This is a genomic window from Dickeya sp. Secpp 1600, from assembly GCF_003049805.1.
GTDB classification, from domain to species: Bacteria; Pseudomonadota; Gammaproteobacteria; order Enterobacterales; family Enterobacteriaceae; genus Dickeya; species Dickeya fangzhongdai.
In genome coordinates this window covers 4,242,608-4,268,300 of the sequence record NZ_CP023484.1, presented here as the reverse complement: position 1 = coordinate 4,268,300, position 25,693 = coordinate 4,242,608, and the positions used below count along the sequence as shown (strand labels likewise).

General features: G+C 59.3%; 22 protein-coding genes. 8 read left to right on the top strand and 14 right to left on the bottom strand.

What is annotated here, in order from left to right; all coding sequences use genetic code 11:
- Window positions 1-20: 20 nt before the first annotated feature.
- Both CPA59_RS19000 and CPA59_RS18995 read right to left on the bottom strand, forming a co-directional pair.
- Window positions 21-1,397: an MmgE/PrpD family protein gene (locus CPA59_RS19000; RefSeq protein WP_107760435.1), complete on the bottom strand. Its 1,377-nt coding sequence runs from the start codon at window positions 1,395-1,397 to the stop codon at window positions 21-23.
- 116 nt (window positions 1,398-1,513) lie between these two features.
- On the bottom strand, window positions 1,514-2,500 hold the full coding sequence (locus CPA59_RS18995) for an AraC family transcriptional regulator (RefSeq protein WP_038920207.1): 987 nt from the start codon (window positions 2,498-2,500) through the stop codon (window positions 1,514-1,516).
- A 181-nt stretch (window positions 2,501-2,681) separates the two neighbouring features.
- On the opposite strand from CPA59_RS18995, the gene CPA59_RS18990 reads away from it, so the two are divergent.
- The 4 genes from CPA59_RS18990 to yacL all read left to right on the top strand — a co-directional run bounded on the left by CPA59_RS18990 (window position 2,682) and on the right by yacL (window position 9,425).
- Window positions 2,682-5,069, top strand: a complete 2,388-nt coding sequence (locus CPA59_RS18990) for a TonB-dependent siderophore receptor (RefSeq protein WP_159077960.1) — start codon at window positions 2,682-2,684, stop codon at window positions 5,067-5,069.
- A 69-nt stretch (window positions 5,070-5,138) separates the two neighbouring features.
- Window positions 5,139-6,005 carry an alpha/beta hydrolase gene (locus tag CPA59_RS18985; protein WP_038920205.1) on the top strand — a complete coding sequence of 289 codons (867 nt, stop codon included), beginning with the start codon at window positions 5,139-5,141 and terminating at the stop codon, window positions 6,003-6,005.
- 359 nt (window positions 6,006-6,364) lie between these two features.
- Window positions 6,365-8,962 carry a bifunctional aconitate hydratase 2/2-methylisocitrate dehydratase gene (gene acnB, locus CPA59_RS18980; RefSeq protein ID WP_107760433.1) on the top strand — a complete coding sequence of 866 codons (2,598 nt, stop codon included), beginning with the start codon at window positions 6,365-6,367 and terminating at the stop codon, window positions 8,960-8,962.
- 100 nt (window positions 8,963-9,062) lie between these two features.
- A complete protein-coding gene (gene yacL, locus CPA59_RS18975) occupies window positions 9,063-9,425 on the top strand; it encodes a protein YacL (RefSeq protein ID WP_038920204.1) in 363 nt (120 codons plus the stop codon).
- A 45-nt stretch (window positions 9,426-9,470) separates the two neighbouring features.
- On the opposite strand, the gene CPA59_RS18970 is transcribed toward yacL, so the two are convergent.
- The 7 genes from CPA59_RS18970 to CPA59_RS18940 all read right to left on the bottom strand — a co-directional run bounded on the left by CPA59_RS18970 (window position 9,471) and on the right by CPA59_RS18940 (window position 16,427).
- The gene (locus CPA59_RS18970) at window positions 9,471-10,211 is read right to left on the bottom strand and encodes a TerC family protein (RefSeq protein ID WP_049842478.1); all 741 of its coding nucleotides are present in this window, start codon (window positions 10,209-10,211) and stop codon (window positions 9,471-9,473) included.
- Window positions 10,212-10,353: 142 nt separating this feature from the next.
- Window positions 10,354-11,037, bottom strand: coding sequence for an SDR family NAD(P)-dependent oxidoreductase (locus tag CPA59_RS18965; RefSeq protein WP_107760431.1), 684 nt, complete (start codon window positions 11,035-11,037; stop codon window positions 10,354-10,356).
- A gap of 6 nt (window positions 11,038-11,043) precedes the next feature.
- Window positions 11,044-11,517 carry a YhcH/YjgK/YiaL family protein gene (locus tag CPA59_RS18960; protein WP_049855505.1) on the bottom strand — a complete coding sequence of 158 codons (474 nt, stop codon included), beginning with the start codon at window positions 11,515-11,517 and terminating at the stop codon, window positions 11,044-11,046.
- Between the two features lie 140 nt (window positions 11,518-11,657).
- Window positions 11,658-12,833, bottom strand: a complete 1,176-nt coding sequence (locus tag CPA59_RS18955; RefSeq protein WP_107760429.1) for an exo-alpha-sialidase — start codon at window positions 12,831-12,833, stop codon at window positions 11,658-11,660.
- Window positions 12,834-12,839: 6 nt separating this feature from the next.
- The gene (locus tag CPA59_RS18950; RefSeq protein ID WP_038920201.1) at window positions 12,840-14,261 is read right to left on the bottom strand and encodes a sodium:solute symporter family protein; all 1,422 of its coding nucleotides are present in this window, start codon (window positions 14,259-14,261) and stop codon (window positions 12,840-12,842) included.
- 37 nt (window positions 14,262-14,298) lie between these two features.
- Entirely contained in the window at window positions 14,299-15,183 is an 885-nt protein-coding gene (locus CPA59_RS18945; RefSeq protein WP_107760427.1) for a dihydrodipicolinate synthase family protein, read from the bottom strand.
- 107 nt (window positions 15,184-15,290) lie between these two features.
- Window positions 15,291-16,427, bottom strand: a complete 1,137-nt coding sequence (locus CPA59_RS18940; RefSeq protein WP_038920200.1) for an iron-containing alcohol dehydrogenase — start codon at window positions 16,425-16,427, stop codon at window positions 15,291-15,293.
- 214 nt (window positions 16,428-16,641) lie between these two features.
- Here CPA59_RS18940 and CPA59_RS18935 point away from each other — a divergent pair, with 214 nt between their 5' ends.
- From CPA59_RS18935 to CPA59_RS18920, 4 genes are all read left to right on the top strand, one after another.
- The gene (locus CPA59_RS18935; protein ID WP_107760425.1) at window positions 16,642-17,928 is read left to right on the top strand and encodes a four-carbon acid sugar kinase family protein; all 1,287 of its coding nucleotides are present in this window, start codon (window positions 16,642-16,644) and stop codon (window positions 17,926-17,928) included.
- Window positions 17,921-18,901: a D-threonate 4-phosphate dehydrogenase gene (locus tag CPA59_RS18930; protein WP_038665817.1), complete on the top strand. Its 981-nt coding sequence runs from the start codon at window positions 17,921-17,923 to the stop codon at window positions 18,899-18,901. The genes CPA59_RS18935 and CPA59_RS18930 overlap by 8 nt, the downstream gene beginning before the upstream one ends.
- 227 nt (window positions 18,902-19,128) lie before the next feature.
- Entirely contained in the window at window positions 19,129-19,956 is an 828-nt protein-coding gene (locus tag CPA59_RS18925) for a DeoR/GlpR family DNA-binding transcription regulator (protein WP_049842472.1), read from the top strand.
- A gap of 269 nt (window positions 19,957-20,225) precedes the next feature.
- Window positions 20,226-20,723, top strand: a complete 498-nt coding sequence (locus CPA59_RS18920) for a VOC family protein (RefSeq protein ID WP_038920197.1) — start codon at window positions 20,226-20,228, stop codon at window positions 20,721-20,723.
- A gap of 71 nt (window positions 20,724-20,794) precedes the next feature.
- Here CPA59_RS18920 and CPA59_RS18915 read toward each other — a convergent pair whose 3' ends face one another.
- The 5 genes from CPA59_RS18915 to CPA59_RS18895 all read right to left on the bottom strand — a co-directional run bounded on the left by CPA59_RS18915 (window position 20,795) and on the right by CPA59_RS18895 (window position 25,692).
- Window positions 20,795-21,361 carry a TIGR00730 family Rossman fold protein gene (locus CPA59_RS18915; protein WP_038920196.1) on the bottom strand — a complete coding sequence of 189 codons (567 nt, stop codon included), beginning with the start codon at window positions 21,359-21,361 and terminating at the stop codon, window positions 20,795-20,797.
- A gap of 373 nt (window positions 21,362-21,734) precedes the next feature.
- Entirely contained in the window at window positions 21,735-22,376 is a 642-nt protein-coding gene (gene pyrE / locus CPA59_RS18910; protein WP_107760422.1) for an orotate phosphoribosyltransferase, read from the bottom strand.
- Window positions 22,369-23,433, bottom strand: a complete 1,065-nt coding sequence (locus CPA59_RS18905) for a quinone-dependent dihydroorotate dehydrogenase (protein WP_049855508.1) — start codon at window positions 23,431-23,433, stop codon at window positions 22,369-22,371. The genes pyrE and CPA59_RS18905 overlap by 8 nt, the downstream gene beginning before the upstream one ends.
- Window positions 23,426-24,478 (bottom strand): cysteine synthase family protein, encoded by a 1,053-nt coding sequence (locus CPA59_RS18900; protein WP_107760420.1) that lies wholly within the window; start codon window positions 24,476-24,478, stop codon window positions 23,426-23,428. The genes CPA59_RS18905 and CPA59_RS18900 overlap by 8 nt, the downstream gene beginning before the upstream one ends.
- Window positions 24,475-25,692, bottom strand: coding sequence for a Xaa-Pro peptidase family protein (locus CPA59_RS18895; RefSeq protein WP_049842469.1), 1,218 nt, complete (start codon window positions 25,690-25,692; stop codon window positions 24,475-24,477). Before CPA59_RS18895 ends, CPA59_RS18900 begins: the two co-directional genes overlap by 4 nt.
- Between the last annotated feature and the right edge of the window lies 1 nt (window position 25,693).

Genomic DNA, 25,693 nt, shown 5'->3' with positions numbered 1-25,693 from the left:
CGGCGAGGTACCGGCGGCTGTTATGACAGCAGCCGAACCAGTGCCGCCAGTGAGCCGGGCGTACGCAACTGACAATGCTGGAGCACGTTGTCGGCCGGTAACTGCGGCAGCAGGCTCAACGTCTGACGCAGTTTGGCGGCGACATCGGTTTTTACGGCCGCGGTTTGCCGCCAGGTGACTCTGGCGTTAAGACGCGAGCCGTCTTTCAACCACAGACTGACGTCGTGAAAACGGGCGTCGGGATTCTGCTCATCCGGCGGGGCGCTGGGGTCTGCCTGACGCGATACCTTGTCAGCCAGTGCGGCAATGCGGGGATCGACCGGGCCTTCGGTAAAACGATCCAATCGCAGCTCGCCTTCCAGCAGCGCGGCGGCAATCACGTATTCGAGGCTGAATCGTCCTTCGACGCCGGTAGCGGCCTGCCGGATAAACGGCGCGGCGTCACCGCCCGGCGGAAACGTCACCGTGATGCGATCAACGGCGGCGGACACGTCGTCTGAGGGTTGTCCGGGGCGTTGCAGTCCTTGTTTTGGCAATCCTTGTGCCTGCAACCCCTGTTCTTGCCGGTATTGTTCCCGCAGGATAAACGCCGCTTCCGCTGCGCTGTGGGTGCCGCCGCAGGTAGGGTAGCGCTTGAAGGTCAGCCCGGGAGCAACAAGGCGCCACGGTTTGCCCCAATCGGTTATCAACGCGTCGCTGTGATGCTGACCGTCGCCATGAGCCGCGAGAAACGCCTCCAGCACGGTATCGTGGTTGCCGTGGAACCCGGCCAATGCCAACTGGGCGGCGCTTAACCCGGCCCGCGCCGCCAGCCCGGCGTGCAGCGGTTTCATGGCGGAGCCGAATTGCGCGCGCAGCCCGGCGGCTTGTGAGGCGGCCAGCCCCAGCGCATTGGCGGTCTGGTCGGTCGTGGCGCCTGTCAGGCGACAAATCGCCGCGGCCGCGGCGACGGCGCCCAGCGTAGCGGTGTTGTGATAACCCTGGCTGTAATGGCGCGGGCCGGCGGCCAGCCCCAGTCGACCGGCGGTTTCTACGCCAATGACATAGGCAACGAGAAATCGTTCTTCCGTGATTGCCGGCTGCTCGCCGGCCAGCGCCAGCAGGGCCGGCAGGATAACCGTGCCGGGGTGGCCGCGAAAGCCGGAATGGAAATCGTCAAAATCCAGCGCGTGACCGGCGTAGCCCAGCAGCAGGCTGCGGGTCTGGCTGTCGTGGCCGGGATAGACCGATTTCAATGGCGCGAGCCCGCTGTCCGCTACCGCGCCATGCCAGACCGGCAGCGCGCAGGCGATAAAATCCGTCACCCCGTCGCGGGCGAGGTCGATGACGGCGTTATCCGGCTGGGTGGCGACGATCAGGCGCGCCAGTTGGGTGGTGATGCTGGAATGGGCGGACATGGCGATATTGGTTCGTGTTATTGAGCGGTGGACATGATGACAGACAATGCCGCGAATGACGCGCGAAGCCTAGTGATTTTTCATTTCCGGGCGGGTCGGGTGGCCAGTCGAAGATGCTAAACGCGATTTTTCAACTGCCCCGGCGTTAGTCCGTAGACGCGCCGCAGGGCGGTGGCGAAATTGGCCGGGCTGGTGTAACCGGCAAGGCTGGCGGCCTGGGCGATACCGACGCCTTCCCGCTGCATCGCCAGCACCGCGCGCTGCAGGCGGCAGTTGCGCAGGTATTCAAACACCGTCATATCAAAGGTCTGGCGGAAATAGCGTTGCAGCGAGCTTTCGCTCATATTGACGCTTTTGGCGATATCGGCGATGGCAAGATGATCGGCCTCGCCGCTTTCCAGCATCTCCTTCACCTGCTGCATCCGCTGGCGGTGGCGCAGCGGCAGTCCCGACATCTGTTTATTCATCGACGCCTGCTCGGTGAGCGAACTGAACGCTTCGATAATCAGCGTCATGCACTGGGTTTCCAGATACAGGCGTTGCAGCGGCGTCCGACAGTCGCCGGCGTTAAGGATCTGCCAGGCGGCGGCCAGCGCCTGACGCGACGGCATCCAGCGATGAGTGGCCAGGTGAGTCTGCGTGAAATCATAGATGGCTTGCCAATCGTCGACGCTGTCCATCAGGTTGCCGTACAGCCATTCCCGGCTAAAGGTCAGAGAAACGGTGCGCTCATAGTCGTCACGTTTGCCGTAGCGGCTAAATAGCGTGGGTTCGGTCAGCGAAACCAGCGAGGCCGGCTGGCGTTCGCCCAAATGCAGCCGCCGTTCGCCATAGCTGATATGCGCGTTGCCGTTCACGACAACCGCCAGCTTCAGCGCGCCGTTCAGCGTGGTCTGGGTTTGCATGCTATGCAGGTTGATCACGTCGGCGGTGTGCAGAATCAAATCGCGGTGCAGCGGCGTGACGTTGAAATGGCCGAACAGCAGCGGCGTTTCATCAATCATCTGAGGGCCGAGGAAACGGTAATGGTTGGAGACCAGGCTGGACATCTGCATAATCTGGTTCTTATAAATGGATGCTGATGACGGAACATGATTACGCATGATTTCCCCTTGCTCTGTCTGGTTATTTCAGGCCATTTTGCCGCTTTCGCAAAGCAATTTGCGGTTTATACAAACCCCATCCCGAACAACAAATGTAACAATGATCGCGCCTGAATGGTAATGCAAATACTTCTCAGTAGCACCTTTCGTTGCTGACTTTAATTTATACAGGGCGACTTTGATGATAACACTACGACCACGCCATTATCTGGCGACGCTGATCGGGTTAAGTTGCGCGACTTTCCCGAGCCTGAACTGGGCGGCAGACACAGTAACCTCTGCGACAACAGCAACTACCGCGACAACAGTAACCTCTGCGACAACAGCGACCAATAAAACCGCGGCCAATACGGCATCAGCTAATACCACATCAGCCAGTACCGCCTTGGCCGGCGATACCGGTCAGACGCAGAGCGATACGATGGTAGTGACGGCGGCGGAGCAGACGCGTCAGGCGCCGGGGGTATCGGTGATTACCGCCGAGGATATCGCCAAACATCCTCCTGCCAACGATCTGTCCGACATTATCCGCACCCAACCGGGGGTTAACCTGACCGGCAACTCCACCAGCGGGCAGCGCGGCAACAACCGCCAGATCGATATCCGCGGCATGGGGCCGGATAATACCCTGATTCTGGTGGACGGCAAGCCGATTTCCAGCCGCAATGCCGTGCGCTACGGCTGGCGCGGCGAACGCGATAGCCGCGGCGATACCAACTGGGTGCCGTCCGACATGGTGGAGCGCATTGAAGTGCTGCGCGGCCCGGCGGCGGCGCGCTACGGCTCTGGCGCGATGGGCGGGGTGATCAATATCATCACCAAACAACCGAGCGAGGAGTGGCACGGTAGCTGGAATACCTATTTCAATGCGCCGGTGCATAAAGCGGAAGGCGCCACCAAACGCACCGATTTCAGCCTGTCCGGCGGGTTGAGCGACAATCTGAGCCTGCGGTTGTACGGCAACCTCAACAAAACGCAGGCGGACGCCGCCGACATCAACGAGCCTTATAAATCGGCGCGAACCGGCAGCTACGCCAATTCGGTGCCGTCTGGCCGCGAAGGGGTGCGCAACAAAGATATCAACGGCGTATTGCGCTGGGATATCACCAAACAGCAGTCGCTGGAGTTTGAAGTCGGCTCCAGCCGTCAGGGCAATATCTATGCCGGCGATACCCAAAACACCAACACCAACAGCTATGTCGCCAGCAATTACGGCAAAGAGACTAACCGCATGTACCGGCAGACCTATGCCGTGACGCATCGCGGCTTCTGGGACAGCGGCGTGAGCTCCACGTCTTATCTGCAATACGAGCGCACCCATAACACCCGCATCAGCGAAGGGCTGGCGGGCGGCACCGAGGGGATTTTCTCTTCCCCCGACGACTACACCACCGTCAAGCTGGGCACCCTGACTGCCCATAGCGAGGTGAATATCCCGTTTGAGGCGTACTTCAGCCAGACTGCTACCCTGGGCATCGAAGCGTCGGATCAACGAATGACGGACCCCGGCTCCACCTCGTATGACATGTCGTCCACCGGCACGATTGCGGGTTATGGCAGCAGTAACCGCAGCGGCGATATCAAGGCCCATACTTTCTCGCTGTTCGCCGAAGATAACGTCGAACTGACCCAAAGCACCATGCTGACTCCGGCGCTGCGTTTTGATTACCACTCGCTGGCGGGCAGCAAGGTCAGCCCCGGTCTGAACCTGTCGCAGGGGCTGGGCGATGATTTCACCCTGAAAATGGGCATCGCCCAGGCTTACAAAGCGCCCAACCTGTATCAGGTCAACCCTAACTATCTGCTCTACAGCCGCGGGCAGGGCTGCTATCTGATCAACGGCGCCAGCAATAACTGCTATCTGATTGGTAACGAGGAACTGAAGGCGGAAACCAGCGTCAACAAAGAGATCGGTATCGAGTTCAAACGCGACGGCTATCAGGCCGGGGTGACGTATTTCCGCAACGATTACCGTAATAAGATTGAATCCGGGCTGACGCCGGTGGGGACCACCACCAACGGCAAAACCAATGTTTACCGCTGGGAGAACATTCCCCGCGCGGTGGTCGAGGGGCTGGAAGGCACCCTGAACGTGCCGGTATCGGAAAACATCAAGTGGAATAACAACATCACCTGGATGCTGCGTTCGAAGAACAAGAGCACCGGCGATATTCTGTCGGTGACGCCGGAGTTCACGCTGAACTCCACGCTAAGCTGGCAGGCGACCGACGATCTGTCGTTGCAGTCGACGTTGACCTGGTACGGCCGTCAGAAACCGAAGAAATACAACTATCGCGGCCTTGCCGCCTCGGGTGACGAACTGAACGAACTCAGTCCGTACGCGGTAGTGGGAACCAGCGCGACTTACGCCATCACCAAGAACGTCAGCGTGACCGGCGGGGTGAGCAACCTGTTCGACAAACGCCAGTTCCGCCGCGGTAACGCCTCTGCCGGTTGTACCGTGGCGTCCGACGGCAGTTGCAGCGTGATTAACATCGCCGGCGCCGGGGCGGCGACCTACAATGAGTCTGGCAGAACTTTCTACATGAGCATCAACACCCACTTCTGACAATAAGCGGTGACACGGCCGGCGCGTTGACGCCGGCCGATGCCGTAACTAATCAGTGAGAATGTCGATATGTACCAGTTGTCCAACACCCGGGTCGAGACGTTTGCGTCGGCGGCGTGCGGGCACTACCGCCTGTTGATCGCCTGGCCGGACGGCCCGGCGCCCAAACGGGGCTGGCCGGTGATGTACCTGCTGGACGGCGAGCGCTACTTTGCCACGGCGGTATCGCTGTTGACGGCGATGCGCGAGCCGCGTTGCGGCATGACGCCGGGCGTTATTGTGGCGGTGGATTACGACGGCCCGACCCGACGCGACCGGGACTACCGTCCGGCGGTGGAACGGCTGATTCCGGAACCTGACCCGGCGGGCGGGCTCCGTCCCCCCGGTGAACAAGGGGATGCCGCCGGCTTTCGCCGTTTTTTACTGGAGGAACTCAAACCGTTCATCCATCAACGCTACGACATCGACAGCCAGCGCCAGGCGCTGTTCGGCCACTCCTACGGCGGGTTATTCACGGTGGATACGCTGCTTGAGCAGCCGGACAGTTTTCAGCATTTTTATGCCTCCAGCCCGTCGGTGTGGTGGAACGGCGGCTATCTGTCCCGGCAGGCCGAAGCGTTTGTCGAGCACGTGTTTGTCGAGCACGTAGATGCGCAGCCGTTGAATACGCCGGTGAGCCTGGCGCTGTCGGTGGGGGAACACGAGCAATCGCTGGAAGCGTGGGAGCAGCGGCTGCCTGACGAGCGGCAACGCTGGCTGCGCCAGCACCGCGGCCAGCGGCGTATGGTGGATGGCATTCGGGAACTGGCGACGCAACTGCGCCTGACGACGCCGCTGCTGACGGTTTCGCTGCATGTTTACGCCGAACAGTCCCATATGTCGGCGTCGTTTCCCGCCCTGTTGCACGCTTTGCGCCATCACTTCCAGCCGTCGTAACGACGTCAAACGCCGGACGTGCGCTAACGCGTCCGGCACCAGCGACGCACGCGCGTTTTTCTTTATTCTCCTTGTCGTTTCTGCGGGGTAACCGGTGGTTGATTTTGCCGCTAACTGCTATGCTGGCCTGAAGTCAGGACGTCCGGATTCATGCTTCTGAACGCAGTAATACCTCTGAAAGGGCACCGTATTTATAAAATGTTGCCTTTATGTAAACGAATTAACAATCGATTCAAACTCTGATATGCTCAACGGGCTGGACCGGGCACTCTGACCTTACTTATCCACACGCTGATAATCAGCCTAAACCTGGAACTGAGCGCCGGGCATAATTAGACAATGAGAGCGAGGAGAACGTCGTGCTAGAAGATTATCGCAAGCACGTAGCCGAGCGGGCTGCACAAGGGATCGTACCCAAACCGCTAGAGGCTTCGCAAATGGCGGCACTGGTGGAATTGTTGAAAACTCCCCCCGCCGGAGAAGAAGAGTTTTTAGTCGATCTGTTAGTCAATCGTGTGCCGCCGGGTGTTGATGAAGCGGCCTACGTCAAAGCCGGTTTCCTGGCTGCCATCACCAAAGGCGAGACCGTTTCTCCGCTCATTACCCCGGAAAAAGCCACCGAGCTGCTGGGCACCATGCAAGGCGGCTACAACATTCAGCCGCTGATTGAAGCGCTGGATAATCCCGCCCTGGCCCCGGTCGCCGCCAACGCGCTATCTCACACCCTGCTGATGTTCGACAATTTCTACGATGTGGAAGAAAAAGCCAAAGCCGGCAATACCCACGCGCAGCAGGTGGTCAAATCCTGGGCCGACGCCGAGTGGTTCCTGTCCCGCCCGAAACTGGCGGACAGGATTACCGTCACCGTGTTCAAGGTGACCGGCGAAACCAACACCGATGACCTGTCCCCGGCGCAGGACGCCTGGTCGCGTCCGGACATTCCGCTGCACGCGCTGGCGATGCTGAAAAACGCCCGCGAAGGCATCGAGCCGGATCAGCCCGGCGTGGTCGGTCCGATCAAACAAATCGAGGCGCTGAACCAGAAAGGGTTCCCGCTGGCCTACGTCGGCGACGTGGTCGGCACCGGCTCGTCCCGTAAATCCGCCACCAACTCGGTGCTGTGGTTCATGGGCGACGATATCCCGAACGTGCCGAACAAACGCGCGGGCGGCGTGGTGCTGGGCGGCAAGATCGCGCCGATTTTCTTCAACACCATGGAAGACGCCGGCGCGCTGCCGATCGAGGTGGATGTCGCCGGACTGAACATGGGCGACGTGATTGATATCTACCCGTACCAGGGTGAAGTGCGTCACCACGACAGCAACGCATTGCTGGCCAGCTTCGAACTGAAAACCGACGTGCTGCTGGATGAAGTGCGCGCGGGCGGCCGTATTCCGCTGATTATCGGCCGCGGCCTGACGTCCAAGGCGCGTGAATCGCTGGGCCTGCCGCACAGCGACGTGTTCCGTCACGCCAAAGACGTGGCGCCGAGCAGCCGCGGCTTCTCGCTGGCGCAGAAGATGGTCGGCCGCGCCTGCGGCGTCGCCGGCATTCGCCCCGGCGCTTATTGCGAACCGCGGATGACCTCGGTCGGCTCGCAGGACACCACCGGCCCGATGACCCGCGACGAGCTGAAAGACCTGGCCTGTCTGGGCTTCTCCGCCGATCTGGTGATGCAGTCCTTCTGCCATACCGCCGCCTATCCGAAGCCGGTGGACGTCAACACCCACCACACCCTGCCGGATTTCATCATGAACCGCGGCGGCGTGTCGCTGCGTCCGGGCGACGGCGTGATCCACTCCTGGCTGAACCGCATGCTGCTGCCGGATACGGTGGGCACCGGCGGCGACTCCCACACCCGTTTCCCGATCGGGATTTCCTTCCCGGCCGGCTCCGGTCTGGTGGCGTTTGCCGCCGCCACCGGCGTGATGCCGCTGGACATGCCGGAATCGGTGCTGGTGCGTTTCAAAGGCCAGATGCAGCCGGGCATCACGCTGCGCGATCTGGTGCACGCGATCCCGTACTACGCGATCAAGCAGGGCCTGCTGACCGTGGAGAAGAAGGGCAAGAAAAACATCTTCTCCGGCCGCATTCTGGAAATCGAAGGGTTGCCGGACCTGAAGGTGGAGCAGGCGTTCGAACTGACCGACGCCTCGGCGGAGCGCTCGGCAGCGGGCTGTACCATCAAGCTCAACCAGGCGCCGATCGTCGAGTACCTGAACTCCAACATCATTCTGCTCAAGTGGATGATTGCCGAAGGCTACGGCGATCGCCGTACGCTGGAGCGTCGTGTGCAGGGCATGGAAAAATGGCTGGCGGACCCGCAGCTGCTGGAAGCCGACGCCGATGCGGAATATGCCGCGGTGATCGACATCGATCTGGCGGATATCAAGGAGCCGATCCTGTGTGCGCCGAACGATCCGGACGACGCGCGCCTGTTGTCCGATGTGCAGGGCGACAAGATTGATGAAGTGTTCATCGGCTCGTGCATGACCAACATCGGTCACTTCCGTGCCGCCGGCAAACTGCTGGATCAGCACAAAGGGCAGTTGCCGACGCGGCTGTGGGTGGCGCCGCCGACCCGTATGGACGCGGCGCAACTGACCGAAGAAGGCTACTACAGCGTATTCGGCAAGAGCGGCGCGCGGGTCGAAATCCCCGGCTGTTCGCTGTGCATGGGCAACCAGGCGCGGGTGGCGGATGGCGCGACGGTGGTGTCGACGTCGACCCGTAACTTCCCGAACCGTCTGGGAGCGGGCGCCAATGTGTATCTGGCGTCAGCCGAACTGGCGGCGGTCGCGTCGCTGCTGGGACGTCTGCCGACGCCGGACGAATACCAGCAGTATATGGTGCAGGTGGACAAGACCGCGGACGACACTTACCGCTATCTGAACTTTGACCAGTTGCAGCAGTACACGAACAAAGCGGACAAGGTGATCTTCCAGACCGCCGTGTAAACCGCTATAGTTCGCAGCAATTAACAGGAAGGGAGGCCGAGAGGTCTCCCTTTTTTACTGTGGTGGCGCGCGGTGGCGAATCAGGCAGAGGAGAACGATCATGGACTATGAGTTTTTGCGTGATGTGACCGGGCAGGTAGTGGTCCGGATGTCGATGGGCCATGAAGTGGTAGGGCACTGGCTGAATGAAGAAGTTAAAGGCCAGCAGGCGGTGCTGGATGAAGTGGAAGCCGCGGTTCGTGAGCTGGCCGGCAGCGAACGTCAGTGGGAGCGCCCCGGCCATGAATACACGCTGTTGCTGGACAGCGAGGAAGTGATGGTGCGTGCCAATCAGCTGGCGTTTGAAACCGACGAGCTGGAAGAAGGCATGAGTTATTACGATGAAGAAAGCCTGTCGTTGTGCGGGCTGGAAGACTTTCTTGAGCTGCTGGAGAAATACCGGGCGTTTGTGGATAAGTCCTGACCTGGATGCAACCGGGTCAGATAAACGAAACCGCAGGAATACGGATTACTGTTCGCTGAGGCGTGTTTCCATCGCCGGGTGATGCTTGTGCTGGCGCGCCAGATTGAGTATCTCCACGCCGATGGTAAAGAACATGGCGAAGTAGACATAGCCTTTTGGCACATGGATTTGCAGGCTGTCCAGCATCAGGGTGCCGCCTACCAGAATCAGAAACGCCAGCGCCAGCATTTTGACTGACGGGTGCGCATCGATGAATTCGCCGATGGTTCGCGCCGCCAGCATCATGATCACTACGCCCAGCACCACCGCCAGCATCATGATCAGCAGGTGCTGCGACAGCCCGACCGCGGTGATCACCGAATCCAGACTAAAGATGATATCCAGCAGCATGATCTGCACGATCGCGCCCCAGAACGCGGTGGTGCGGCTGCGGCGCTGTGCCTCTTCTTCCCCCGCCAGCGTGGCGCGAATCTCGCCGCCGGATTTAACGATCAGGAACAAACCGCCAGCCAGCAGGATCAGGTCGCGGGCGGAAAATGCGCGATCGGCGATGCTAAACAGTGGGTCGGTGAGGTGCATCAGCCAGGCTATCGAGGCCAGCAGCGACAGGCGCATCAGCATTGCGCCAGCCAGTCCGGTAAAACGGGCGCGGGATTGCTGAGCGTGCGGCAGTCGGGCGACGACCAGGGACAGAAAAATAATGTTGTCGATACCAAGGATGATTTCCAGCAGCGTCAGGGTGAACAAGGTCAACCAGGCGTTGGGATCGGCCAGCCACATCAACATGGGGTACTCCTTTTTCCGGGCGGCGCGGTGGCGGCGTCGAGGTCCGGTTGATTATACCCCTGTCTAACGTATGGGTTAACTGTGGCTGACCGTGACTATCATGGTGTGGCTATTTCGCGGCGTCGCTATTAGTGCGGCATGGTTATAACGAGGCGCCGCCGCAAATCACCAACTGCTGCCCGGTGATGGCCGCCGCTGAAGGCGACAGCAGGTACGCCACCAGATCCGCCACCTCCTGCGGTTGGATAAACCGGCCGATTGGCGGCAGCTTTGGCGGCGAGCTTTGCCGTCCCGGCTGATTCAGCATCGGCGTTTCGGTGGCGCCCGGCGCGACGATATTGACGGTGATGCCGCGCGGCGCCAGTTCCGCCGCCCAGCTTCTCACCATGCCGATCATCGCCGACTTGGTGGCGACATACTGGCTGCGCCCGGCGGCGCCGCTGGATGTACGGCTGCCCAGCAGTACGATACGGCCGCCCTGCGGCAGTTTGTCCACCAGCCGGTCGGCCAGCACTTCAGCCACCTGAATATGCAGCTTCCACAGTTGCTCGCTGTCGGCATACGACAGGGTGCCCAGCGTGGCGGCTTTCATCACCCCGGCGGCGTGGATCACCGCATCGACGGCGGGCAGGCTGTCCAGCAACGCGATAAGCGCCGGCGTATCGGTGATATCCAGCGGGTGATGCGTGAAGTTCGGGTGCTGATGCGCGCCCGGCTGACGCGATAGCCCGACAACCTTCCAGCCCGCCGCCAGCAGGGTCACGGTAATGGCGGCGCCGATACCGGAACTGCTGCCGGTGATCACCACCTGTTTTGGTCCTGACATACGGCGTTACCCCTGTGCGTTCAGTAATTCGACCGGCACCTTGAACACCGCTTTTTTCACCGGAGCCGGCTGATCGTCAATGGCGCACAGCGCCTGATGTGGTTCACCCGGATAGAAGGTGACGAAATCCCCGGCGGCCAGCCGGATGGCGTGCGGCACCTGCGGCTGTTCCAGAATGAACAAGTCCGGTTTACGTTCGGTCGCGGCGCGATCGCCGGCGTCATTCAGGTCGTAGCCGATGATCTCTTCGCCGGCGAGAATCAGCTGAATATCGAGAAAACGGCGGTGGAATTCGGTATGGCGTTCGGCTTTCGGGGCGGTGGAGACGGTACCGATGGAGTAGAACCAGTCGACATTGTCCGGCTGGTACTTGCCTTCCGGCAGGGCGTTCAACTGGTCGAGCGTGAAACCGGAAAGGATGCGCCACAGCGGCTCGGGTAACGTCGCCAGCGGCAGATGATTCAGATTGCCTGCGATCATGGATGGCTCCTTAACTGAAGGAGGCGGAGATAGCCTCCCTGAAGGCAATGGATATGACGGCCCACCGGGCGGCGCCGTGCGTCGGCGAGTGGGAAACCGGTGTTGTCCCTCCCCCTGGGCGGGGGAGGGCGAGCGAGGTATTAACCCTTGACCCACTCTTCGCTAACGCAGACGTACTTGATGGCCTGCCGGAAGTAGGTAAAGGCGATGTGCAGCTTGCCGTCCGGCCCTTGCTTGATGCTGGGATAGGAGAACTCGCGGTTAAGTTTCTCGGTCGAGTTGTTGGTCATGCAGTAACCGTCGCCCACTTCCAGATTACGCTGCCACGGCCAGGTTTTGCCGCCGTCTTCGGAGATAGCCAGCGTCATCGGCGCGCGCGGCGCACCCCAGAAGGCGCTGCGTCCGGATGAGATCTCCGGCATTTTGGCGTCGTTTTCTTCTTCGTCCTCGATTTCGTCATACAGCGACAGGCGACGCTCGGTGGCGCCTTCGGCGCTCATGGCGTTGAACACCAGCGCCAGATGGCCGTTGTCCAGCGTGGTCACCTGAATGGACGAGTTGTTGTTGGGCAGAACGGTCGGCACCGGTTCGGACCAGGTGGCGCCGCCGTCGGTGGAGTGGCTACGGTAGATGAAATCGGCCCAGCGGCTGCGGAACAGCGCCAGCAGAGAACCATCCTTGAGCGGCGTAATGTTCATGTGCACGCAGCCGGTGCTGTTCGGCACCACCGATTCACGCCAGGTTTTACCCTGATCGCTGGAGATTTTCACCGCGCTGATGTCGTCGTTGCCGACCCATTTTTCACCCGGCTGGGTGCGGCAGTAGAACACCGGCAGCAGCCAGTCGCCGTTGGGCAGCACGGTAATCGGCTGGCGGATGAAGGTACCGGGCTGTTCCAGCAGTGTGCCGATTTCGCCCCAGGTGTAGCCCTGATCCAGCGACTGACGGTAACGCACGATGGCGGTGTCCTGATTACCGGATTTCTGCGCGGTATACAGCAACCACAGCACGCCGTCCGGCGCCAGGAACAGCACCGGGTTTTGTTCGGAACGGGTCGGGTCGTCGGACAGCTTGACCGCGGGCGTCCATTCCCCGCTGTCTTTTACCAGCCTTGACTGGTAAATCGAAATGTCGGACACCCCTTCCTGGGTGCCGCCGAACCAGACGCACAGCACATCGCCGTTAGGCAGGTGCAGCAGGTTGGCGGCGTGATTCTGCGGGCGTTCCGACGGGATATAGGCGTCGATGCGCTGGCTGTCGCCGTCTGCCGGATGAACCAGGCCGCTGCGTTCGATGGTAATGGTTTCGGTCGTCATGACTATTTATGCTCCAGAATGAGGTACGGAGGGTTCGCTTTGCTGTTTGGCCTTGGCCGCCTTGTTGGGGATCAGACGGTCGATCGCCATCACCACCGCCGGGGTCAACAGTGCAATGTACATATTGTCGATGCCGAACGGGTTACCCATGATGTACCAGATGGAGGTAACCACGCAGGACAGGATCAGGCCGGTGTTGACGCCGCGGGAGCTGCTAAAGAACGGCAGGTAGAACGCGACCATCGCCACCACGGAAATCGACAGACGAATGGCGCGGGTGAAGAACGACAGCTTCAGCACTTCCGGCACCAGCAGCACGAACACCAGCGGCAGGAAACCGATGATCAGCGAGAACACGCGGGTCATCTTGAACTCTTTTTCCGGCGTCGGTTTGCAGTAAGGCACGTAGAAATCTTTCACGATCAGCGAGGCGATCGCCAGTGCGACGGTACTCACGCTGATGAAGATCGACGCCACCAGTGAGGTGGTCACCACGCCGGCCAGCCACGGGTTCATATCCTGCAGGAAGATCGGCAGGGCGTACAGGCTCTTGATTTCCGGGTGCACGAACTTGGCGGCGACGCCGATAATGGCAATCGCCAGCGCGATCGGCATACAGAACAGGAACGCAATCCAGGTCGCGCGCTTGGCGGATTTCTCATCCTTGGTGGAGGCGATAGCCTGAATCACGAACTGGGTACAGAAAATGGAGCCGATGGTGCCGATGAGCCACGCGCCGATGGTGCTGGCGCCGATGTTGCCGTCCCAGGTCCAGTAGAATTCCGGCATCTTCTCGACCATCGGCGTGATGCCGCCGGTCATTTTCAGCGCCACGTACAGGATGATCATCACCCCGACGTACTTCAGGCCGCTGTGGATCAGCGTCACGTACGCCACGCCTTTGATGCCGCCGAAGTAGAAGTAGAAGGTACTGACGATGGCGGTGATCAGCGCCGCTACCGGCAGGCTCACTTTCAGCACGGTGGAGATGGCGGCGGCGCCGCTGACGTAGTTACCCACGTTTACCAGCAACAGCGCGTAGATCATGATGATGGAGATGATGTTCTTGGTGGTATTGCCGTAACGTTCGGCGATAGCGCCAGAAATAGTGATTTTCCCGGTGTTATAGATCTTTTTCACCAGAATCATCCCGAACAGCAGGAAGCCGATGGCGGCGCCGATCACCGACCACGAAGCGGCGATGCCGCTTTCAAAGGCGGCCTGCGAGGTACCGACCGTGGACTTGGCGCCGATAAACTCGGTCATCAGCAGCACGCCGACGATAAACGCCGGCAGCGCGCGTGAGCCTTCCATGAACTCCGAGTTGGAGTTACTGCGCAGCCGCAGCGTCAGCAAGGATGTAAGGGCGATGTAGACGACAATTATCCCGACGATGATAAGTGTGTCTGTCAGATCAAAATGGTTCATGGTTTTCGATCCTGTAGGAGTAAGGGTAAGTTCTCATTCAGTGCGAGAACGGTTTGATAATGGTGCGAATAACGTCTTCGTCTTGTGCTGAGAACTGAATCGGGTAGCGACTGACGCCCACATCCTGTCCCATCAACGTCAGCGCTTTTTTCACCACGGCCGGTGAGAACGCCACGGCGTACAGCGTCTTACGCAGTTCGCTCACCTGCTCCTGCGCCTGGCGGGAACCTTCGATGTCGCCAGCGTGGAAGCGATGCCAGATCTGGCTGATGGCTTCCGGCGCCACGTTGGCGAGGCCGGAAATACAGGCGGAACAGCCGTCGACAAAGCCCTGATGGATCAGCGAGTCCGGCCCGTTGAGCACGTCGCAGTTCGGCATGTCTTTCACCGCCTGCAGGAAGCCGCTCAGGCTTTCGTAGCTGCCGGCGCTGTCCTTGATGCCGATGATGTTGGGATGTTCGGCCAGAACACGCACCGTTTCCGGTTGTAGGGTGTTGCCGGTGCGAGCCGGAATGTTGTACAGGAATACCGGCACAGGCAGCGCGTCCGCCACTTCACGGTAGTGAGCGATCAGCTCGCTTTGTTTAAGCGGTACGAAGTAAGGGGTGATCACCGACACCGCGTCCACGCCCAGCGCGGCGATGCGTTTGCCGAGCTTGATGGTTTCGCGGGTGGAGATTTCCCCGATGTGCGCCACCACCGGCACCTTGCCGGCGACTTCATCGACGCAGGTTTCGGTGACGGCCACTTTCTCGTCGGTGTGCAACACAAAGAACTCACCGTTGGTGCCGTTACAGAAAATGCCGTTGCCGTAGCGCATCTGGCGTTGAACCTGCTGGCGCATGGCGGCGGGGCTGAATTCCCCCTGATGGTCAAAAGGCGTGACGATCGCCGTCAGTACGCCTGTAATCGGTCTAGTCATCGTTATTGTTCCTCGTTATCTTCATCATCCAGAGCGACGTTGTTAAAACGCTCATTTAAAACAATTAGTTAAAACGATTAGTTAAAACAAATCGTTAAAACTCGCGGTTAAAACAACGTTGAATAAATGGCGTGGACGTCTTGCGCCGTAACGGCGGTCGGGACGTTTTTCATCAGCCGCTGCACCTGCAGTGCGGATTCCACCAGATACGGCAGGTGATCCGGGCTGATCCCCAGTTGTTGCAGCGAAGACGGCAGGTTCAGCCGTTTCACCAGCGCGGTGAAGTAATCCACCAGCGCCTGGGCTTTTTGTTCGGTGGTCAGCGACAGGTCGGCATCCGGCAGCAGGTCGTAGGCCTGTGCGAATTTTTCCGCCGCCGCGTGCTGAACAAAGCGCATGCAAGGCGCCAGCAGGATGGCGTTCGCCACGCCGTGCGGGATGTGGTACTTGCCGCCCAGTGGGTAAGACATGGCGTGCACCAGATGGGTGCCGGAATGCGCGATGGAGGCGCCGCCATAGTAGGAGGCCCACAGCATATTCAGACGGGCTTCCAGATTGTCCGGTTCGTTCACCGCGGTTTCGATATTGGCGAACAGTTTCTTCATGCCGATCAGCGCGTAGTTGTCCGCTACCGGGTTGGCGATGGTGGCGGTGAAGCATTCGATCAGGTGGCACAGCGCATCGATGCCGGTAGACGCGGCGATATGCGCCGGCATGCTGGTAGTCAGTTCCGGCACCAGCGCCACGTAATCCGGCAGCATGACCGGGGTGATGATGCCGACTTTGGTTTCTTTCTCCGGGATCGCCAGAATGGCGTTCGGCGTGGCTTCAGAGCCGGTGCCGGCGGTGGTCGGGATCAACAGGGAAGTGGTGCGGCGGGTCGGCTTGCGGCCTTCCAGCAGGCTGTCGAGCGTGATGCCCTCTTCGCCGGCGCACAGCAGCGACAGCAGTTTCGCCACGTCCAGCACGCTGCCGCCGCCCACGCCGACCACCAGGTCCGGCTGGGTGGCCGGCAACTGTTGCAGCACGGCCGCCACATCATGCTGGCTGGGTTCGGCCGGCACATTATCAATCAGGGAAAGCTGCGGCACGCCCGCTTTCAGCTGCGCGATCAGGGCCTGTACCCCGGCCAGCCCCACGATATTCTTGTCCGTCACCAGCAGTACGTGCTGTCTGCCGCGCAGGAGGTAGCCCAGATCCTGAAGTGCCTGATAACCGCTGATGAGGGTGCTGTTGATATTCATACTGGTACCTTGTCTTTTCGCTGTGACTTCAGCTGGATAAGTCTGATTTTTTTCAATCACATTTCCGTTATATGACAGAAAAAAATCGTTTTGCTCGCATTGTGTGGATAATTTATAGGTTAAATTGGTTTTGAATAATTTGATGTTGCTCACATATAATCAAACGTGATTCAATATAATCATTTTCAGGTAATCGAACTGACGGAGAGCGGTTATGTCGGACGGGCGTGAACTCACCCGGATATTGGTGGTGGCGGATGACTTCACCGGCGCCAACGATGCGGGCGTCGGACTGGCGCTGCAGGGCGCACGGGTGAATGTGATGTTTGACGCCGCGGCGATCCGTGCCGGGCAGCCGGATGACGCGCTGGTGGTCAACACCGACAGCCGTGCGGTCGCGGCTTCGCTGGCGGCGGAACGCACCGCGCAGGCGGTGGGGATGTGGCGTAAAAGCGGCGCGCGCGGCTGGATTGTCAAAAAGGTGGACTCCACGTTGCGCGGCAACCCAGGCGCGGAAATTGAAGCCGCGCTGAACGCCGCCGATCTGTCGCTGGCGTTGATAGCGCCTGCGGCGCCGGCGCTGGGCCGCATCACCCGTGACGGGCAGGTATGGGTGCACGGTAAGTTGCTGACCGACACCGAGTTCGCCAGCGACCCGAAAACGCCGGTGCGTTCGGCGTCCATCGGCGAGCGGCTGGCGGAACAAACCGGCCTGGCGCAGGCGGCGCTGTCTCTGAACGAGATTCGCGGCGGCGATCTGGCGGCGCGCCTGCAACAGTTGCAACACAGCGGGATACGGCTGGTAGTGCTGGATGCCGAACGTCAGCAGGACCTCGACAGTATTGTTGACGCGGCGGCGCAACTGGCGGAAAAACCGCTGCTGGTCGGCTCCGCCGGACTGAGCGAGGCGCTGGCGCAACATCTGGCGTTTCCGGCGCCCTGTCGCGCGTTGCTGGCGGTGATTGGTTCGATGAGTGAAATCGCTCAATTACAGATTAAGGCGGTCAGTCAGCGGCCGGACGTCACGCTGATTGACCTGGATATCGCCGGATTGCTGGCGACCGGCGACGACACGCTGGCGCAAACGTGCCGGCAGGCGGCGGCGGTGTTGGCGGCGGGCCGCCACTGCGTGATTCGTACCTGTCACGACGATAACCAGCGATTTGAAGTGGACCGTCTGTGCCAGCGCTACGGTATGAGCCGTCAGCAACTGGGAGACACGATCAGTCGCCGGCTGGGCGAGCTGACGCGGCAAATTGTGCAGCGTCAGCGGCCGGGCGGGCTCTATTTATCCGGCGGGGATATCGCCATTGCCGCGGCGACCGCATTGCAGGCCAGCGGATTCCGCATCAATGGACAGATTGCATCCTGCGTACCCTGGGGGCGTCTGCTGGACAGTCTGGTAGGCGATATTCCCGTGATGACGAAAGCGGGCGGGTTTGGCGATGAGGCCACCCTGCTAAATGTTTTGCGATTTATTGAGGAGAGCGCGTGTGAGTAAAATTATTGCGGTAACTATGGGCGACCCGGCGGGCATCGGCCCGGAAATCATCATCAAATCGTTGGCCGAAGGTGAACTGTCCGGCGCGCCGGCGGTGGTGGTGGGCTGTGTACAGACGCTGCGCCGCATTCTGGCGTTAGGCGTCGTGCCGCAGGTGGAACTGAACGAGATTACGCGTCCTGCCGAAGCGCGTTTTGCGCCTGGCGTTATCAACGTGATCAACGAACCGCTGGCCGATCCGCAGGGCCTGAAAAAAGGGGTGGTGCAGGCGCAGGCCGGCGATCTGGCGTATCGTTGCGTGAAACGCGCCACCGAACTGGCGATGGCGGGCGAGGTACATGCCATTGCTACCGCGCCGCTGAACAAAGAAGCGCTGCACTCCGCCGGGCATCTCTATCCGGGGCACACCGAACTGCTGGCGAAGCTGACCAACAGCCGCGACTACGCGATGGTGCTGTACACCGACAAACTGAAGGTAATCCACGTTACTACCCATATTGCGCTGCGCAAATTCCTGGATACGCTGAATCGTGAGCGGGTGGAAACCGTGATTGCGATGGCGGACACCTTCCTGAAACGCGTCGGCTACCAGGCGCCGCGCATCGCCGTGGCCGGGGTGAACCCGCACGCGGGCGAAAACGGCCTGTTCGGCGACGAAGAGATCACCATCGTCGGCCCGTCCATCGAGGCGATGAAAGCCAAAGGCATCGACGCCTACGGCCCGTGCCCGCCGGATACCGTCTACCTGCAGGCGTACGAGGGGCAATACGACATGGTGGTGGCGATGTACCACGATCAGGGGCACATTCCGCTCAAGCTGCTGGGCTTTTATGACGGCGTGAATATCACCGCCGGGCTGCCGTTTATCCGCACCTCCGCGGACCACGGCACCGCGTTTGATATCGCCTGGACAGGTAAAGCGAAGTCTGAGAGCATGGCGATCTCTATCAAATTAGCGATGCAACTGGCCTGATAGAATCGCAGAGTATATACCCTAAATAATTCGAGTTGCAGAAAGGCGGCAACCGAGTGAGTCCCCAGGAGCTTACATGAGTAAGTGACTGGGGTGAGTGACAAATCGGCGTAAGCCGATTTGAACGCTGCTAGCAGCGGCCCCGAAGGGGCGAGGCCCATGAAATGGGGCGATTAACGCAGCCAACGCATCTGCAACTTGAAGTATGACGGGTATGATTTTTTTGAATACGTCGTGGGGCACACACATTGACTGATACGTTGCGTGTAAATGGAGAACGAGTGAAAGGACAAAGCCGTCTCGATCAGATTCTGGACTATCTGAAAAGCCATAATCTGGTGACGGTGGATGAACTTGTGACGGTCATTGATGCGTCCCCGGCGACGATTCGCCGCGATTTGATCAAGCTGGACGAGCAGGGCGTCATCAGCCGTAGCCACGGCGGGGTGACGCTCAACCGCTTTATCCCTTCCCAGCCGACCACCAATGAAAAGCTGCAGCGCAATCTGTCGGAAAAACAGGCCATTGCGCGGCAGGCGGCGTCGCTGGTGCAGCCCGGCAACGCGGTAGTGCTGGATGCCGGCACCACCATGCTGGAGCTGGCGCGCAATTTAACGCATCTGCCGCTGCGGGTGATCACCGCCGATTTGCAGATCGCGCTGTTTCTCTCCGAGTTCAAGCAGATCGAAGTGACGATCATCGGCGGGCGCATCGACGACAGCAGTCAGTCCTGCATCGGTGAGCACGGTCGCCGTTTACTGCGCAGCGTCTATCCAGACATCGCCTTTATCAGTTGCAACTCCTGGAGTCTGGAGAAAGGCATCACCACGCCCACCGAGGAAAAAGCCGGCATCAAGCAGGATCTGGGCACGAACGCCAGCCGCCGGGTGTTGCTGGCGGACAGCAGCAAATACGGCGCTTACTCGCTGTTCTGTGTGTCGCCGTTGTCTGAACTGACCGATATCATCACCGACAGCGATTTGCCGCCGGAGGTGGAGCGCCAGCTGCGGGCGCAGCCGTTCAATCTGCAACTGGTGAACGTGGCGGGCCGCTGACCGGCGGCTTTGCCTTTATTCTCTATTTCCCTTTATTCCCCATTTTCCCTTTACTCTCTATTTCTCTTTATTCCCCATTTTCCCTTTACTCTCTATTTCTCTTTACTCTTGCGTTGCTCTTCACTCTCTTTTCCCTTCGTTGTCTTGCCCGTTTTGATTTCCTCCGGCTCATGCGTACGGCGACTTTGGTTGCCGGAAATCGGCATATGTTCCACCGCGATAGTGTGTCAGGATGACTGCTTATACCATCAGGCTACAAGGAGATAAGCATGGGGATTACCCGCCTGAATCACGCGGTGCTGTATGTGTCCGACGTGGAGAAAAGCACCGCATTCTACCGCGATACATTAGGTTTTCGCCCCAAGCCGGGCGGCAGTCAGGCCGTGTTTACCCAGGCGGCGGAATCGGATAACGATCATGATCTGGCGCTGTTCGCCAAGAATCTCGGTCAGCAGCGGGCCGGCGTGTTTCGCGCCCGCGGCGAGCAGCCCGGCGAACATGAGCCGCCGGCGGGGTTGTACCATCTGGCGTGGGAAGTGGATACGCTGCATGAACTGAAGCGGATTCGTGACCGGCTGGCGCAAGACGGGCGGCTGGGGCTGGAGGAAGACCACGGCGTACACAAGAGCGTGTACGGCCACGACCCGGACGGCCTGCTGTTTGAGGTCACCTGGTTTATTCCCGCCGACCAACTGACGGACGCGGACCGCGATCACCAGGGCATTCAGCCGCTGGACTTCGAGCGCGAACTGGCGCGTTTCGGTTGATTGATGACGTTTCGGTTGATTAATGAATAGTTAAAAAGCTGAGGCACGGCTGCCTCAGCGTAGCGCTGCGGTTATTTATCCCACTTGGCTTTGGGCGGAACATAGGACAGTGCGCTATCCAGCACCGCTTCCGGGCGGTCGGAAACAATCAGCATGTCGAGGTACTCTTTTTTCATGAAGCCTTCGGTGACGATCTTGTTCACGAAGGTGATGTATTCGTCGTAATAGCCATTCACGTTGAACAGGATGCAGGGCTTGTGATGAATGCCCAGCTGCGCCCAGGTCCACTGTTCGATGATCTCTTCGAGCGTACCGGCGCCGCCCGGCAGCGCGATGAATACATCCGACAGTTCGGCCATTTTCGCTTTGCGTTCATGCATATCCGCGGTGATGACCAGCTCCGTCAGTTTCGGGTGGGCAATCTCTTTTTCCACCAGATGTACGGGCATGACTCCGGTCACGGAGCCGCCGTGCTGCAACGCGGTATCCGCCACCAGCCCCATCAGGCCCACTTTGCCGCCGCCGTAGACAATACCGGCCTCTTTCCCGACCAGATATTGAATAAGTTTTTCGGTTTCCTGCTGATAAATATTGTTATTGCCAGGCGCGGAACCACAGAATACGCAGAAATTTAACATATATTCCCTTTTAGTCAGGCGGTGCCAGCAATGAAATAAATCCAGAGTCTGGCGCTGCGGGCAAATATACCGGAGAGCAATGAGGGTACTGGAAGTGTCAGGGGCAATCAAGCGATGTTATTCAGCGAGAAATAGCCGGTAATATATTCTTCATGCTTCAGGTTGTCGGTGTGATAAATGATAAGCGAAATAATAATCTACTGGTTTTAAAATAAACTCTAACTGGTTTCGTTAATTATTATTTGGATGGTTTATGAGAGCGATTCACCGCCTGACAGCGGTATCGCGCAAGCATATATCCGTCATCCTGTGCGTTGGTTCCCCAGCCACCTGCTGATGCTGGTGACTGGGGATTCGCTGCGTCGCCGCGGTGTTACTGGCAGTAGCGCGATAGATAGGCTTCCATCCGGCGAACCTGTTCGGCGTGCTGAGGTCGCTGGCGCATCACCTGCAGGATATCCGCGATGGTGGTCAGCGCGGACACGCGGAATGTGTTTTCCTGTCGAACGCTTTCCAGCGCATATCGCCCGCTGTCGTCCGCTTCCTGCCGGTCGATAGCCACAATATAGTCGGTGATGACGCCTTGTTGCTCCGTTACCCGTTCGCGTGTTTCCGCTACGGTTTTGCCGGAGGTCATGACGTCATCCAGCACGATCAGCGGCTGGTTGGCGATATCGGCGCCGATGGTAATGCCGCCGTCGCCGTACTGCTTCGCTTCCTTGCGATTGAAGACGTAGCTGATACCCGGTTTACGTCCGGATAACGCCAGCGCGGTGGCGATCGCCAATGGAATGCCTTTATAGGCCGGGCCATAAATAATATTCGCGGAGATATTTTCCCGCAGAATATATTCAGCGTAGAAGTTTGCCAGCGTATTGAGCTTTTCTGCTGAGGAGAACCGGCTGAAATTGAAAAAATAAGGGCTTTGTCGTTTGGATTTTAGCGTGAAGTCGCCAAAAATAATGATCTCGGCGTCAACAATAAATTTGGCGATGCGCGCTGATAAATCACTCATAGTAACTTCCTTTTATTGAAGATAAATGACGAATGCCTTGCTGGTCCATAATTTCCCGCAGTTGCCGCAGCATGGTGTAAATAATGCCGGGGCCGTGATAGACAAACGACGTTAATATTTGCACCAGATCGGCGCCGCGAATAATGCGGTCGTAAATATCCTGCCCGGTGAACAGGCCGCCGGAGGCGATAATCGCCAGTCTGTTTTTAGCCAGCGGATAGACGCGTTCCAGCATCTGTTCCGACAGCTTTTTCAGCGCCAGGCCGGACAAGCCGCCGCCAAGCGAGCGGGCTTGCGGGTGGTCGATGCTCTCTCTTTGCGTGGTGGTGTTGCTGACGATAATCCCATCCACCTGATGCTCGATGAGCAGTTCAATCAGGTCATGAACGGCGCTGTGTTCCATGTCGGGCGAGAGCTTGAACAAGATTCTGGCCGGTGCCGACGACGCCTGCCGGAGGGACTGGACCGTCGCCAGTACCGGACGCAGGTGCTTTTCGTCGACCAGACTGCGCAGGCCCGGCGTATTGGGCGACGAGAAATTGAGAGTGATGAAATCTACCTGTTCCATCAGCCTCGATGCGCAGGTCGCATAATCTTGCAGCGGATCGTCGCTGTGTTTGTTTTTGCCGATGTTGATCCCCACCGGCGTGTCGCGTCGAACCTGAGCCAGATTGGCGGCAACGTAATCCAGCCCGCGGGAGTTGAAGCCATACTGGTTGATCAGGCTCTGCTGTTTGGGAAACCGGAACAGCCTCGGCTTGGGGTTGCCCGGCTGCGGCAAAGGCGTCACCGCGCCCGCCTCGACGAAGGAAAACCCCAGCGCCGCCAGCGCATTCACGGCTTGTGCATCTTTGTCAAAACCGGCCGCCAGCCCAATCGGGTGCGAAAAATGCCTACCCAGCAACGGTTGCGACATACCGGCCGTCAGCTCGGCCGACAGCGTTCCTGCGCGGATGCGCGGCGCATAGCGCAGTCCGTTGATGGCGCAACGGTGTGCGAATTCCGGCGGCAGACGGCGCAGCACGTGGGTAATCAGGCGATGAAGGTGCTCAGTCATAATCGTACGGATTGAAATGGGTGATGTGATGCTGCAGCGCCGGTCTGTCGAGCAGCGCGACCCCTTTGCGCTGTAGCCAGTCGCGATCGTAAAGGCTATCCAGATAGTTGACGCCGGTGTCCGGCGCGACCACGACCACGCTGTTGATATCGCTGCGTTGCAGCGCAACCAGACCGGCGAAGAGCACCAGACCTGCCGACCCGCCCAACAACAGCCCGCGGCTGGCGGCAATCTCGTGACACATCGAAATCGCCAGTTGGTCCGGCACTTTCATGATGTCGTCGAATTGCTCCAGCGCCGTATTGTCTGACCGCCAGGCCAGCCCGATGCCGTTGAGCAGATAAGGCCGAAACTGGCCGCCCAGCACGGCGGAGCCGACGACATCGCAGGCCAGTACTTTCTTGCCGGGGTGGCGCGCCTTGATGCCTTTGGCGATGCCGGAAAGATGACCGCCGGTGCTGACGCAGCCCACCAGCATGTCGAACGCCAGATCGTCAAATTCACCGGCGGTATTGGCTTCGTGATAGGCGGGATTGTCAGGGTTGTCGTACTGATTCGGCCAATAGGCGTTCGGGAGCCGGTTCAGCAGTTCTTTGACTTTTTCGATGCGCCGGGATTGGTAACCGCCGCTGGCGTCCGGCTCGGTAACGCAAATCACCTCGGCGCCGTAGGCTTTGAACCAGTTGAGCGTGGTTTGCGAAATTTTCGGGTCAACGACCACCATGACCTTGATGCCCAGCGAGGCGCCGATCATCGCCAGCGACTTGCCCAGATTACCCGAGGTGGATTCGACGATGACGCCGTCCCGTTTCAGCCGCCCGTCCGCCAGCGCCTGACTGATAAGTCCCCAGGCGGTGCGATCCTTGATGCTCAGATTAGGATTGAACTGCTCCAGTTTGATGTAGCAGGATTTTCCTGCCGGCACGAAATCATGCTGCAACCGATAGACCGGGGTGTGACCGATCAGTTCGTGAGTATGGTTGACGATCTGAGTGTGGTTGACGGTCTGGGTAGGGTTAACGGTCTGGGTATGGTGTTCGCTCATAGTGACATTCCTTTAATGACAGTCCATTCAGGCGCCCATTCGCGGGTCAGGCAGATATTGTGCTGGCGGGCAACCAGCAGCGGAGATTCAATGTGCAGCGCCCCGGTGCCAAACTGGTAGTAGGGCGTTTCGACGGACAGGACCATGCCTTCTTCAATCGGCGTCGTGTCGTTGGGGCCCAGCAGCGGCAGTTCATACGGCTCCAGCCCGATGCCGTGTCCGACGTGATGGCGGCGGTAGTGAAACAGGCCTCTGCTGTTAATCTTGTCCATCACCATATGAAAGACGTCCCGCCCCGTCATACCGGGTTCAATCTGTTGCAGCGCGAGGTCCATGCCTTGCTTCAGCGCGCCGTACTTTTCCCGGTACTCCTCGTTGTCGTGATCGAAAATCACGGTGCGGGCGATATCGGACCAGAACCCCTGATAACTGGCGTCGGCGTCGAACCAGAGTACGTCGCCGCGTTGCAGACGGTTCTCCACGCGAGGCAGGCGTTGCCCGCCGACGGCATGCCGACCGATTTTCAACATCGTAAGATCGGGAATGCTGCCGTCGCCCGCCAGCGAGGCATTGAATAGCCGGACGATTTCGGTTTCCGGCATGCCGGCGTGTACGTGCTCGCAGACATGGCGCACGGCTTTTTCGTTGTTGATGGCGGAGGCGGACAACTGTTCGATTTCAAACGTAGTTTTGACCTGCCGGGTGCGGCGCAGCATGGCGGAAAACGGCACAAAGCGGATCGCCGGGAATGTGCGTTGCAACGTGAGCAGCGTCATGGCGTGCAGGCCGTCTTCGTCGATGCCGATTCGGCGCATTTCGGGGGAAATCAGCGCGGCGACAGCCTGTATTAACGCGGTTTCCGCATCGGCGAACGCCGTGTTCTGGCAGGAATACAACTGCAGGCGTCGTTCCTCATCGTTGAGCATGACTTCATCGTTCGGCTCACGGAAAAACGTGCCGTAGGTATGCACCAGCCCGATGTCGCTCGGACTATCCAGCACCTGATCGATTTCGCCGATCGCATGCACCAGGTGGATCTGCCCGACGTTGCTGGCGGTAATCATGACGTAGCATTCGCCCTGATAAGGCCGCAGCGTTTTCACTACGGGCATAAAGCCGGAAAAATATTTGATGTTCTGCGCCGTTGCGGCGATAACCATCTCAACATCATGCTCTTGCATGATGCTTTTTAGACGATTTGAATGATAAATCATA